Annotated in this window: 7 protein-coding genes, 2 tRNA genes and 1 pseudogene; 2 read left to right on the forward strand and 8 right to left on the reverse strand. The window is 44.0% G+C overall.

Annotated elements, in window-relative coordinates:
• Window positions 1–4: 4 nt before the first annotated feature.
• The 6 genes and pseudogenes from H3S83_RS08340 to H3S83_RS08360 form a co-directional block, all read right to left on the reverse strand.
• On the reverse strand, window positions 5–2,728 hold the full coding sequence (locus H3S83_RS08340) for a valine--tRNA ligase (protein WP_198239403.1): 2,724 nt from the start codon (window positions 2,726–2,728) through the stop codon (window positions 5–7).
• Between the two features lie 282 nt (window positions 2,729–3,010).
• Complete coding sequence (locus H3S83_RS08345) at window positions 3,011–3,550, reverse strand: DUF2497 domain-containing protein (RefSeq protein ID WP_370541369.1); 540 nt, start codon at window positions 3,548–3,550, stop codon at window positions 3,011–3,013.
• Window positions 3,551–3,687: 137 nt separating this feature from the next.
• Window positions 3,688–3,775: pseudogene (locus H3S83_RS11695) on the reverse strand (DUF2497 domain-containing protein); the annotation flags it as partial.
• A 718-nt stretch (window positions 3,776–4,493) separates the two neighbouring features.
• Window positions 4,494–5,849 (reverse strand): TolC family outer membrane protein, encoded by a 1,356-nt coding sequence (locus H3S83_RS08350; protein WP_077971863.1) that lies wholly within the window; start codon window positions 5,847–5,849, stop codon window positions 4,494–4,496.
• A 142-nt stretch (window positions 5,850–5,991) separates the two neighbouring features.
• Window positions 5,992–6,666, reverse strand: coding sequence for a protein-L-isoaspartate O-methyltransferase (locus tag H3S83_RS08355; protein ID WP_077971865.1), 675 nt, complete (start codon window positions 6,664–6,666; stop codon window positions 5,992–5,994).
• A gap of 559 nt (window positions 6,667–7,225) precedes the next feature.
• Window positions 7,226–7,299 (reverse strand) — tRNA-Cys (locus H3S83_RS08360).
• A gap of 576 nt (window positions 7,300–7,875) precedes the next feature.
• Between H3S83_RS08360 and H3S83_RS08365 the strand changes: the two genes are divergently transcribed.
• Window positions 7,876–7,950, forward strand: a tRNA-Asn gene (locus tag H3S83_RS08365).
• A gap of 578 nt (window positions 7,951–8,528) precedes the next feature.
• Here H3S83_RS08365 and H3S83_RS08370 read toward each other — a convergent pair.
• Together H3S83_RS08370 and H3S83_RS08375 are read right to left on the reverse strand one after the other, a co-directional pair.
• Window positions 8,529–9,209, reverse strand: a complete 681-nt coding sequence (locus H3S83_RS08370) for a glutathione S-transferase (RefSeq protein WP_198239405.1) — start codon at window positions 9,207–9,209, stop codon at window positions 8,529–8,531.
• A 312-nt stretch (window positions 9,210–9,521) separates the two neighbouring features.
• Window positions 9,522–10,505 (reverse strand): autotransporter outer membrane beta-barrel domain-containing protein, encoded by a 984-nt coding sequence (locus H3S83_RS08375; RefSeq protein WP_198239406.1) that lies wholly within the window; start codon window positions 10,503–10,505, stop codon window positions 9,522–9,524.
• 948 nt (window positions 10,506–11,453) lie between these two features.
• Here H3S83_RS08375 and H3S83_RS08380 point away from each other — a divergent pair.
• On the forward strand, window positions 11,454–12,491 hold the full coding sequence (locus H3S83_RS08380; protein ID WP_255520571.1) for a LacI family DNA-binding transcriptional regulator: 1,038 nt from the start codon (window positions 11,454–11,456) through the stop codon (window positions 12,489–12,491).
• The last annotated feature ends 258 nt before the right edge of the window (window positions 12,492–12,749 follow it).

Here is a 12,749-nt window from a genome sequence, read left to right on the forward strand (position 1 = left end):
AAATTCATCCCAACCGTTTGATTGCAATAACCAGTTTTTCTTTGGCCGCATTGAGTTCGTCCAAACGTTCCCGGTCGGCTTCGACAATATCCGGCTTGGCATTTGCAACAAATTTGGGGTTATTGAGCTTCTTTTCAACCTTCTCTATATCAAGGTCGATTTTCCCCATTTCCTTTGAAAGTCTTGCACGCTCCGCTTCGAAATCGATCAATTTTCCAAGTGGCATGCAAAATGTTGCTTCGCCTAGTATAATCTGGGCCGACGCTTCGGGAACCTTGTTTGCAAATTCGATTGTTTCGATGCGGGCAAGCCGTTTAATTGCCGCTTCATGGCGCTCCACACGTTCTTTTGTTGTCTGTCCTGCCTCGACGATCACCAAAGGTGCCATAGCTCCCGCAGGGACATTCATTTCAGCGCGAGCCGAACGGATTCCGCCGACAACATCAATAAGCCAATTGATGTCCTCTGCCGCTTTTTCGTCACGGAAATTGATATCCGGCCACGATGCCAGCGCCAACATGGTATCTCTTTTATGTTTATCTGTTGCCGTCAAAGCCCATAATTCTTCTGTCATATAAGGCATAAACGGGTGGAGAATTTTATAGACTTGCTCAAGAACCCAGGCAACACAAGCTTGCGCTTCCTTTTTCTCGTTCTCATCTTCTCCCTGAAAAATCGGCTTTAACAATTCGAGATACCAATCACAGAGAGTATTCCAGATAAACCGATAAACCGCCGCTGCCGCTTCATTGAACTTGTAGGTTTCAATTCCGGAGGTAACCGCTTCAATCGTTTTCGAAAGTTCTGTCAAAATCCAGCGGTTAAGCGAAAGTTTGACCGATTCCGGCTTGAATGCCGGATCATAGGCAACGCCGTTCATTTCGGCAAAACGCGTAGCATTCCAGAGTTTCGTTCCAAAATTACGATATCCGGCAATGCGCGCGGGATCGAGTTTCACATCACGCCCCTGTGCCGCCATAATAGCCAGAGTAAAGCGCAATGCATCAGCACCGTATTCATCCATCAAATCGAGAGGATCAATAACATTTCCCTTCGATTTCGACATTTTGGCGCCGTGTTTGTCCCGAACCAGCGCATGCATATAAATGTTATGGAACGGCACATCATGCATGAAGTGCAGCCCCATCATCATCATGCGGGCAACCCAGAAAAACAAAATATCGAAACCGGTAACGACAACACTCGTCGGATAATAGATTTCGAGTTCTTTTGTCTTGTCAGGCCAGCCGAGTGTCGAGAATGGCCACAAAGCAGATGAAAACCAGGTGTCAAGCACATCTTCGTCCCGCCGCAATTCAACCGCTTTGCCGTAATGCGCGTCAGCAGCCTTTTGTGCTTCCTCGGCCGATTTTTCGACAAATACCTTGCCATCAGGCCCGTACCACGCCGGAATTTGGTGCCCCCACCATAATTGGCGGGAAATGCACCACGGTTCGATATTTTCCATCCAGTTGAAATAGGTTTTTTCCCAATTTTTGGGAATAATTGTGGTCTTGCCGTTCTTGACAGCATCAATGGCCGGTTTGGCAAGCTCTGCCGCATTGACATACCATTGATCGGTCAATAATGGCTCAATCGGTACGCCACCGCGATCTCCATGAGGAACCATGTGAGTGTGGTCTTCAATGCCTGCGAGATAGCCACCCTCTTCCATCATCTCGACAATCTTTTGCCGTGCGACAAAGCGGTCCACCTGATCGAATGCGTCAACGAGCTTGTTGAGCTCTTCGGTCTTGTCCAGATCTTTCAGAAAATCCTCGTTGTCACGCAGAAAAATTTTGGCATTTTCTGTCATGATGTTGATGATTCTCAGGTTGTGACGACGCCCTACTTCGAAGTCATTGAAGTCGTGCGCCGGTGTAATTTTAACAGCACCTGTGCCCGCCTCGGGATCAGCATAATCATCACCGACAATTTCAATTTTGCGGCCGACAAACGGCAATATTGCATGGTGGCCGATGAGTGCCTTATATCTTTTGTCTTTCGGATTAACGGCAATACCGGTATCGCCAAGCATAGTCTCCGGCCGTGTTGTCGCCACGACAATGAAGGTGCTCGGATCATCCGGATTGAAGACTTTACCTTCCAGAGGATAACGGAAATGCCAGAGATGGCCCTTTACTTCCTTCTGCTCGACCTCAAGATCGGAAATCGCGGTCAACAATTTCGGATCCCAATTGACAAGACGTTTGTCTTTATAAATCAACCCTTCTTTATAAAGGGTAACAAAAACCTCGAGCACCGCACGCGAAAGCCCTTCATCCATCGTGAAACGCTCGCGCGACCAGTCGCAAGAAGCACCCAGACGCCGCAATTGGTGTGCGATTTTGCCGCCCGATTCTTCGCGCCATTGCCAAACACGTTCGACAAATTTTTCCCGCCCCATTTCCTGACGGGTTGGTTCTTTTCTTTGCGCGAGCTGCCGTTCGACGACCATTTGTGTGGCAATACCGGCATGATCCATACCAGGTTGCCACAAAACATTCTTGCCCCTCATACGCTCGAAACGAACCATAATATCCTGAATGGTATTATTGAGCGCATGTCCCATATGGAGAGAGCCGGTAACATTGGGCGGCGGAATGACGATACTGAACGCTTCCGCACCGGGCTTCGAACCGGCGCCGGCTTTGAACACGCCGTTGTCTTCCCATTGTTTTTCTATACGGGGCTCGGTCGAGCCGGCATCATATGTCTTGTCTAACATTCTCTTTTCCAATTATTACCGGTACGCGATTGCACTCATTGCCCATTTCAAAAAATGGCCGAGTTTAATCTGGACAACACTATTTTTACGGTTGTAGCCGACTTCATGTCAGGATTCAAAAAATAATGGAATAATTCTGCACAATTTGTCGAAAAAATAAAACCGCCTGCCAACACAAAAACAATTTGCATTTATGAGACGGCTTTATAACCTCAATTGGCTTTCAATGACTATATTTGCCCGCAATCAAAATTGGATGAGCAGAAAAATCCCCTTCCCTTATCATCCTTGATCAGACGGAAAATTTCTCTTGAATGCACCACTAATTTCTTCACGCAAGATTTTCTCGACAAGAGCTGGCCAACGTTTTTGCAACCATTGTACAAGAATCGGCCTCAGAGTTTCTTCGGCCAAGGCATTAACATGGTTCCAAAATTCAGGGCTGAAATGAATATCGGAATAAATATCCTCATTATTCACTTCCGTATTTGTAGCGTTATCGGCAGCCGTTTCAACATCCTGCCGAGCTGACAAATCTGCGCTTTCAATCGATTGATAATTCGTGTTGTCAGGTGCAATCTGTTGCCCACCGGCTAAGTCGGTATTACCGGCTAAGCCAGCAGGCTGGTTATTAAAATCTTGCGGAGTCTCATTGACAGTATTTTGCTGTTGGAAAGAGGATTGTAATGGCTCATCAACCGGTTTTTGACGAAGAGTCGATGGTGCCGATACATCATTTGAAAAAGCATCTTTAGTACCAGCATCAGCCACGCTTTGATTGCTGTCTTTTTTTAGCCCTATCCGTGCGGCCAATACTTTCATAGCCTCATCAACCGACAAATCATCAAGTCCTGTCTGAGCATTATTTTGCGCATTATTTAATGTCTGTTGTCCTGTGGCTTTAGCAGCGCTACGATTATTCACAGAAGTTTTTGCAGCAGTACGATCATTTACACGACCGGTATTTTCCTCAATTATTTCTCGTATAGACGCGAGTATCTCATCCGTTGTCGGTTGTTCCCTCAACGCATTTGAACTTTGTGCCATACCATTAACCTCATAAATGCAATCTGAATCTGCGTTGAACTTAGCAAATCGTTAACCCTACTAAAATAATGGAGCGCATCTTCCAACCACCTACGCACAGATTTCTTCGCTTCGCCCTGCTCCGATTTTTGCCAAGCTTGATGTTTAAGCAATATCCAACAGCCGAAATTTGCATTTTCAGATTAATTCCCGACCTGTAACCGCGCTCTAAATTTTTCGAGTCTCTTCCGTTTCCCGTTTTTTTTGACCGAGCAATTTACAAAAGAAATCACGCAATTCGTGACGCCGGTTTTTGCATTCTCTCAGCCTTGATCGGGAATATGAAATTCCGTCCGGAAAAATGTCTTGCTACATCTCCATCCGCAACAGAATGGGCGATTCGTTTTTATTTTTCGTATTTCAATAATAATCAAGTGTTCTTATCGATCTCATTCAACACCATATATATATTATATCCGGAATATTCCCGTATAGTCTCAATAAAAACCATTCATTTAAATTAGTTTTTCAATATTTTTCTTCTCAAAAATAATATTGATTATATCTAAAAGAAATTTCTATTTTAAATTAATGTGAAAAAATCATGCGTTATTTATGCGTTTTCTATTCGGAAATAAAAAATCTGAAATTTTTAAAAATAAAAGGGCGCATGGATTACCATTGCACCCTCATTTTGTTCTTTTGAACGACAATGAAAAAAACGTCTTGTCAGCTAAACTTAGCGACCATCCGGTGTGCGCACACCAATCCATTTATCCTTCACTGCCTTGTTGTGTTCTTCCGGATCATATTTAACGACATGCAATCCCAATTGAGCGGCTGTCATTTTACCAATTGCGGACTGGACATTATAGCTTGCTACCACAACATTCCGTTCGGCTGTAACCAGAGAAATCTGTGCATCAATAAGTTGGGTGCGTGAATTCAAAACGTCCAGAGTTGTCGCTTGACCAACGCGATTTTCCTGTACCCGACCATCAAGAGCAATTTCAGCAGCACGAACACTGTCACGATAAGCGATTACCGAAGCACGAGCACCTTCCAGTTGGGACCAGGAAGAGGACATATTTTCGCGAACACTATCCTGAGCAAGATCCAACTGGATTCTTGCTTGCCCGAGCTGTTCTTTTGACTGCCGGATCTGGGCCGAAGTACGCCCGCCCTGATAGATAGGAACATTAATGGAAACGCCAACAGAGTTGGACCGGCCACCATCACCGGGGCCATTATAAATCTGGTTATAGGAAGTGCTTGCCGATAAATCGACTTGCGGAAGCAAAGCACCTTCCTTTGCTTTCACATTATAGGAGCTCGCATCAATCAGATATTTCGAATAGAGAATCGCAGGGTGAGTCGCTGCTCCGATTTTGTATCCTGCATCCGGCGAGGCCGGCAGAGCTTTAGAAACCGGAGGCCGCTCCAACTTGTCCGGATCAGCCCCGATAACCTGCCGATAAACTGCTTCGGCCGATTTGACATCGGCACGTGCGAGACTAAGCTCGGATACTGCAACCGAACGCGCTGCTTCCGATTGTGCCAGATCGGTTCTCGTTCCTTCACCAACATCAAGTTTTGCTTTGTCAGCGCGAACCTGTTCTTCAAGCGCTGCAAGGTTCTGACGGCGCAATTCTGCAATTTGGCGATATTGGAAAACATTGGCATAGGCAGTTGCTGCATTTACCAGCATATTCTGTTCGGTATTTCGAAGATATTCCCGTTGCGCCTGTGCCTTGACCTCTGCCGAAGCAACCGTGTTCTTGGTAACAAAGCCATCAAAGACTTTCTGGCTTAATTGCACACCCAGTGAACCGGTGGTTGTATAGTAAGTTGTAGCGGCGCTGCGCCCACGCGCATAGGAGCCAAACCCTTCGATCTGTGGGCGGAAATTCGATTTAGCGATAGCTATATCCTCGTCAAGAATACGTGCACTTGCTCTTTCACTGTTCAAATTGCCATTATTCGTGTAAGCTTTGGCGAGAGCCCCCATGAGCGTTTCGGCATGCACCGATTGCGTTGCAAAAACAACGCCTGATAGCAACAAAGCCGACAAAAGAGCTTTTTTTGTTTTCACCACAGCTACACCTCTATTCAAAAACTTTTCGTAACTCGTCTTACCCCGACGAGTTGTTACTATTTACTCGACCGTCGCAAAAAAGCAATGGATCAAGGCATTAAAAATCAAAACGTTGCACAAGCGCAACCCTTAAGAGGAACATTTAGAATACGAATTCCGGTGTTTTTACAAACCCTTCCAAAGGATTGATTGCTAGGTTGAACAAGCGGCGAGCCGAAACAACGCCGTCTTCTTTCATATAAAGGCGCGCAACCGCAGAATTTCCTTGCCCCTCTGCAACGAGAAGTCTTCCGCCTTCCCTAAGCTGTGCAAAAAGGCCTTCGGGTATAAAATCCACAGCCCCTTCCAGCAAAATCACGTCGAACGGACCTTCTTCCGCGTAACCTTTTGTCAACGGCCCCTTCACAACAACGACATTGTCATAACTGCCATTTTGCAAATTTTCATTGGCATAAGCTGCCAATTTTTCATCTTCTTCCAAAGCAATGACCGAGCTTGCCAATTTGGACAAAAGTGCGGCGCTATATCCCGTACCTGCACCGATATCGAGCACAACATCTTCAGACTTGATATCGGCCGCCTGCAACAGTTTTGCCAAAGCGGCAGGTTTCATAAGGTAACGTCCACGCCCTCCGGCGCGTGAAGCCGTCAACGGAATCGCCTCGTCTGTATAGCTTAATTCCCTCAGGTTTTCTGGCACGAACTTTTCGCGGGGAACGGTCAAAAATGCTGCCAGAACTCCCAGCTTCGTGACATCCACGGTCCGAATCTGCCCGTCTACCATTCTCTGTCTGAGCATTGAAAAATCTGCTGCCATAACCGAACTTCCTTTTTAATCCACCACGTAAAATGCTGTAACGGAAATATATACCCTGTGAGGTGTCGCAAAAAACACGGCTACAGTCAATCACAAGATTTTCCGGGCCTGTTTTCCGCTCAAGAAATCAGCAAATAGGGTTTTTCCCACTTAATAGTTCCGTTTGCGAGTCCATATACCACAGAAAATGAATTTGATCACAAAAAACTCGGTGATCACAAAAAACCCGGGCTTTTGGTGAGCCTGGAGTTCAAAATCAGGGTGGAAGTACCTCTGACCTACCGGCATTTTGTCCTCATTGTCCGAAATCGGCATTTAGCCGCCAAGTTCGTGATAACAACCATTTCCTATCGTTAAAAACTTTATGGGCAAAATCGATAAAATAAACAGAATCTGAACAAATGTTTTTGCCCTCACATCAATTTTCCGGAATTATGAAAAACAGTGCCCCCGGGAAGAACCTCGCTCACGCTCTGAAAGAACAGATAAATTTCTCCCCTCATCAAAAATACTTTTATGAAATAATATGGGGAAAAACGGGAAGACGTAAGCGATTAAGTGGAGGCCTCGCCCGGAATCGAACCGGGTTACAAGGATTTGCAGTCCTCTGCGTAACCGTTCCGCCACGAGGCCTCAAAAATGTACGTAGGTCATTAAGTTAAGCGAACGCTTCCGTCAAGATACCCGATTATGATTATGTGTATTTTTTGATAAATCTTTTCCAATGATTGCGCTTCGGAGTTTTGTATGGTGTGTAGTGAAAAATAATTTGATGCCTTTTCCTGACATATCTAAAAAAAATTTACCGGCTACGATCATGTTGTGGTGAAATATGATGACCCTTTTGTCCGGAAGTTAAAAATCGGAACCGGTTTTATGTGCAAACATCAAAAATAACCGGAATGGCAACAAAAACTTCTAAGAACAATCCTCTTTTCAAAAAGTGAGTCTTGGAAAAATCCCTTCTTGCGTAGAGCTGCGGCTTTATTGCGTTAAAAAAATAATGGTTTCATCCTTTTTGTCGGCTCGGACGAAGGCCGTGTCTTTCATCAATAGCTTGCCAAAAAGGCCAATTTTACGGATAATTTGTTGAAATTGATGCTTCTATTAAAGTCGTCACGAGATTTTTTTAAAAAAATATCATTTCCCTATTTGCAAAACATAAATTCATTTGCTATAGCCCTGCTGCATCACACAAGTGAGCGCCATTCCCCGGTAGCTCAGTGGTAGAGCAACCGGCTGTTAACCGGTTGGTCGCTGGTTCGAATCCGGCCCGGGGAGCCACTTAATTCTTGTCTGTTCTGGTGATGAAGTTTTCCGAAATAGCTTATTTAGACCAAACGTTCGCTGTTATGGCTTGTATAGGAATTATATGTAATAGCGGTCAGGACATTTTTTTGAGCTTTAAGAAATATCTTTCAAATTATTCGTTGTTATAAAGTTTCTGGAAGTCCGTTCGTTCTTTCTTTGCAACGCGTTACAAACATTTTTGCGCTGTTCTATTGGCATATTTCAATATGCCATGTTCATCAGTTTCATCTGAATTAAACATCTGAACGAACATCGGCCCTTTTAGCCATATGTTCTTGCCGGTCTTTCTCATAAAACTACGCCAACCACATTCAAAACGGGAAACTTTTTCTATCCATAGAAAGGTTTTGTAACTGGAAGGATTATTTTTTTCGAATTCCTGATTAAGGCGAGCGAAGAGGTTGAAACAGTTGCTATAGAAAAGATGCAACCTCTCATGTCGCTGCGGCATCCTGAGCGCTATAAAGCAGTTTGCAGAAGTGATGTGGAAAGACAATTTTCTACGCTAAAAATATTTCCATAGAACTTTAGAAACACCATTGAATGATTTATCAATTTCTTCTGTGATCCTCTTCACGATTGGCATAGCGATCAAGCTCCGCTTCTTGCCTAAGATCTCTTTCTGGCTCTTCCAAAGCCCGCTCTTCCCATTCCTGCATTGCGGGAAGTGCAAGCAATTTTTCCACATAGTCTAATGATTTCCTATTTAACAAAAGATTGTAGTTTTTAACCCGAAAAGCCACCGGACAGAAAAAAGCATCAACCGCTGTAAACTTGTCCCCCGCCAGAAACGGACCGGAGAATTCTTCAAGGCCTGACAGAAATAATTCATCCAATCTGCGAATGTCTTTTTCCAAATCCACTGTCATTTGTTTCAACTTTGCGACAACACCAACAGACATCGGGCAGCAGGTACGCAACGCTTGAAATGAAGAGTGCATTTCCGCTGCGGCCGAACGCGCCCACGCCCGGGCAATACGTTGTTCCGGCCAAACGGAAGCATGGCTTTCAAACAAATATTCCGTTATTGCCAGACTATCCCATATTGTCACATTTCCATTGATCAGAACCGGAACTTTTGCAGATGGCGAAAACACCTTGAACCGATCAAAATTATCCGGCTTGAAGCTATGGCTTATTTCCTCGAATTTTATACCGAGAGTTTTCATAAGCACCCATGGCCGTAGTGACCATGAGGAGTAATTTTTGTTAGCAATATGAAGTTGGTACATTCGGAAAGACCCTGACATTTTTAAAATAGGTTTTACAATTTTCTTGCCCGATAGAAATCCGGATAATTTTCTAACTGTGCAACATCTTATTCGAGATTGCAGCAACACCTATTGAAGTATACAAAATTTTCTAAATTCACGTCTTATAATATTTCTTTTATATCAAAAGCTGCCGCTTAATCATATTCTCCTGATAAGTTAAATGAATTCAACAAAATAAAACCTCTCCTTTTTTAAAAGGAGAGGTTTTATCTGTCGTATTTCTTGATAATTTAGAAAAACAAATTTTTACAGTTCGTCAATCGCGGCTGATCAGAACTGGTATTTGATCTTGAGGCCGCCACCACCGCCTTCACGTCTACCAATGAAGCCCTGACCGGTTACATCAACACTCAAAGCATCAATCGTGCTGACAGGCTTCATCGAAATACCTGCTTCCACAATGCCTGTGTCACCTTCAAGCGACGGCTTGTCCAGTTTAAATCCATAAGCACGGGCTGCAACTTCACCATCAAATTCATGATCGTAAGCAATACCGACATATGGCTTGAGCTGTTGGTTATAAATCATTGTATATCGGGTGCCGATGCGTAAACGCGAGCTATCAGCTTCATCAAAGTGCAAACGGTCACGACCGACATCAACGGTTTCGCTATCGACTCTCATCCAGAAATAGCGGCCATAGACGTCAACCGAATTACGTTCGTCGAAATTCATGACATAACCGACACCACCATGCAGGCCGTAATAGTCCGCACCACTGTCGTAATCACTCCCCACGCCGAATTCGCCCAACAAGTCATCTGTGTCGAAATCGGTATCTATATGACCGGCACGGAACGATGCTTCCGCATAAAGCCCGTCTGCCTGACCTGCGTCAAGCTTGTTGACAAGACCCAAACCTGTACCGGCAAAATCGATCCGACCAAGAACACCACCACCTGTATAGTGTGTGTCACCGTCACCATGAACCGATGCATAATTGGCAAAGCTATTAGAAGTGTCATAGGTACCACGGCCATATTCGAAGAATGCACCGAGTGTTACCGGATGTTTGTCTGCAAGTTCAAAACCGGTTGCCAAGCCGACAGCCATATTGAAACCGTCAACATCTGCATGACTTCCTGTCTTGTAACGGTTCGAGCTACCGTCAATAACAAAGAACGGCATCAAATTCATCTGCCATGGATTATTGCCACCCTCTGCAACAGAACTTCTGGCTGCACGAATGCCGGCATTGGCTATCAAGTCTGCGCCCTGATTCAACATGTTATTGATAACCGATTTGACGACCATGATTGAACGCGTTTTCAGAAACGCGCGATCCGTCGGCAGCAATGTTCAAGCTTGTTTTAACCGGACGAAAATCCGATTACTCGCCACCACATCAAAACGAGCTGAATTTTTTAAAAAAATCCCGATTGATTGAAGTTTATCACTCATAAATTGCCGGCGTCGGAAACCGGATGAAAATCACATAAACTATCGCTCTTGTGCTTCACAAAAGCAGTTTGCAATCAGGGGCGACGCGTTTTTTGGTAATGCGGTTAAAAATTATACTTTTCTCAGACTTTATAAAACCGACATGTGGAGGTGATGATAGAAGCTGAAATAGACTGCGTTAATAAATACTCCATCTATAAAGGAGCCGATATAAAGGAGCCGACAAAAAAGCCTGTAAAAACATATGGGTCATGAAAATTTCCGGCAAAACCACCAAAAAGCATCCTTTCCGGCATTATCACTTAGTGGGGTGCATAGGGGTAAATAACGCCCTCACCATTATCAAAGTTTTGCAATTTGAAAAACCGGATAATAATATGAGAGGAATTTTTATAATTTTAATTTGATTATATATTAATATATTTTAATCATAAAAAATAATAATATTCAATTTAAGCTGTTTTTCTTAATATATATTATATAATTTATTCAAGTTTATTTACTTGAATTGATAGCCATTCACATAATGATATTTGTTTCTTGAAATTATTTTACCTCTTCAAAAAGCTGTTACAGAGCCGGAAAATGGGTTTTTAAATCAAGCTTTATGTTATTATTAATCGCCTCTTTTCAAGAGATACCAAACATTAATCAAAAAGCTCATCGTGTTCTTGATATTCCTAAGTCCGGACACGTTTGATCTGCTTTGATACGTTGGCATGTTTTTGAAAAGGGATTGCAGTATTTCTTCAGTGCAATTTCGATGTCAATTTTCGGGATATAATTTCGGGAGAAGAATTTTTGTCAGCTATAGCTTGTTCACGTTTCAGAAAAGCCGGGATTAAACGTGTAAACACATCCGATATAGCAAGGCTGACGGGGATGAGCCGGAGCACGGTCGATCGTGTTTTGAATGAACGTGGAAGTGTATCGGAAACGACCCGCAAAAAAATTATTGCGGCTGCGCGGGAACTCGGTATGAAACGCGTCCTGCCGGATCTCTGGCATGGCACATACCGTATCGAACTTATTATTCCCAAAAATGCGCCCCGCAACCACTCCCCTTTATGGGGAGAAATTGACGCGTTAGCGCAAATTCATGCCCGCAATTTACCGTCATATATTTCATTACATCGCACACTCATTCCCGAAGGCGACCACGATAACCTTTATAAAGCGATTTTAACGCCTCCTTTCCAGCGCAATGCGCTCATCATAGCAGCCGGATCGGATGAAGCTGCAATCCCCGCACTTCGTGAAGTGGCAAAACGTGGCGAGCAGATTGTCACGATTGTCAATGACGTACCGATTGATGTCGACCATCTTTATGGTGGCGTTGACAATTTTGTTCAGGGTGAAACTGCCGGACAATTAATGAATGGATTATTGCGCAATGACGGAGAGGTTCTTGTTATTCAAGGTTCGAACAAACGGCGTGAACATCGCGATCGTGTTGTGGGCTTTCTGAAAATAATCGATCAACACTGTCCGGTTATCATTCACGAAACCAGTGAAGATGACGATATGACGAGCACGATTGTGCTCCAGACATTAAAAAAACATCATATCGTCGGAATATATTCGGCAGTTCATGCACCGGACGCTATCGGCGATATTCTGAAAAAAATGCCTGACCGGCCAAAGTGGATCAGCCATGAATTGAGCGTTCAGCACAAATTGCTTCTTCAACAAGACGTGATTGACTTCGTTCTCGATCAGGATGTCGACACACAAGTCGCGTGGGCAATAGCCAATGCAGCAGCCCCGATTCTGGCGGGAAATCACGGTACTCATCTGAGACAGCCAGAGTTTAAAATTTTTTGCAAAACAAATATCTGAAAAGGCAAGTTTTTAATTGCGTCAATTGCGTCATTTTAGTGACGCCCCAAGCCTTGCTGCTTTGCTATTGTCAGACTAGACAAAATTGGAGACAAAATGTCGCAGGTTAAACCGGAAATGAGAATTTCCCGACATCTGCATATTTTGAAAGGCTTCTAACCTTTGTTTTCTCGAAAAATTGCTAATTGATCAAGCTGAAACGGAATTTATTGAAGCGGTGCATCGAAAATTTGTCGGTCTCTTGATTGATGGGCGAGG

The organism is Bartonella sp. W8122 (assembly GCF_016102485.1).
Taxonomy (GTDB): domain Bacteria; phylum Pseudomonadota; class Alphaproteobacteria; order Rhizobiales; family Rhizobiaceae; genus Bartonella; species Bartonella apihabitans.

Bases quoted from the DNA above. Each gene is read 5' to 3' on its own strand.
- H3S83_RS08340 (WP_198239403.1), bottom strand. From the start codon at position 2,728: ATGTTAGACAAGACATATGATGCCGGCTCGACCGAGCCCCGTATAGAA.
- H3S83_RS08345 (WP_370541369.1), bottom strand. From the start codon at position 3,550: ATGAAAGTATTGGCCGCACGGATAGGGCTAAAAAAAGACAGCAATCAA.
- H3S83_RS08355 (WP_077971865.1), bottom strand. From the start codon at position 6,666: ATGGCAGCAGATTTTTCAATGCTCAGACAGAGAATGGTAGACGGGCAG.
- H3S83_RS08370 (WP_198239405.1), bottom strand. From the start codon at position 9,209: ATGTACCAACTTCATATTGCTAACAAAAATTACTCCTCATGGTCACTA.
- H3S83_RS08375 (WP_198239406.1), bottom strand. From the start codon at position 10,505: ATGGTCGTCAAATCGGTTATCAATAACATGTTGAATCAGGGCGCAGAC.